Origin of the sequence: Neisseria sicca 4320, assembly GCF_000193735.1 — a bacterium.
Lineage (GTDB): Bacteria > Pseudomonadota > Gammaproteobacteria > Burkholderiales > Neisseriaceae > Neisseria > Neisseria sicca_E.
On record NZ_AEPF01000067.1, the window covers coordinates 1 to 375 of the forward strand.

Sequence of the window (375 nt, forward strand, 5' to 3'; positions counted from 1 at the left end):
TTCTCTTTACCGACGGTCTTCACCGACATTTTAACCGCGCGGTCTTCGAGACGAATACGTTCACGGGTCAACGTTACAGTACGGGTCTTGGTCCCTTTACCAGCAGGTAAAATTTCCAGACGAACTTTACTGCCCTTCGGCCCTTTAATTAAGGCAACCACATCATCAAGACGCCAGCCAATCACGTCAACCATCGGCTTGCCTGTTTTGACCAACACCGACAATTTTGTCACCAACGCTGATAGCTTTACTCTTCGCTGCCGGACCACCTGCCACCATCGAATTGATAACGGTGTAGTCATCATCCATTTGCAGCACTGCGCCAATACCTTCCAGCGACAAACTCATTTCAGTGTTGAACTGTTCGGTATTACG

Annotated in this window: 2 protein-coding genes; both read right to left on the bottom strand. The window is 48.8% G+C overall.

Annotated elements, in window-relative coordinates; genetic code table 11:
- Positions 1-194 (bottom strand): hypothetical protein (locus NSCA4_RS15760; protein ID WP_036538228.1); only part of this gene is annotated, 194 nt, incomplete at its 3' end.
- A partial coding sequence (locus NSCA4_RS15765; RefSeq protein WP_218015744.1) for a PDZ domain-containing protein occupies positions 187-375 on the bottom strand: 189 nt, incomplete at its 5' end. The genes NSCA4_RS15760 and NSCA4_RS15765, both read right to left, overlap by 8 nt.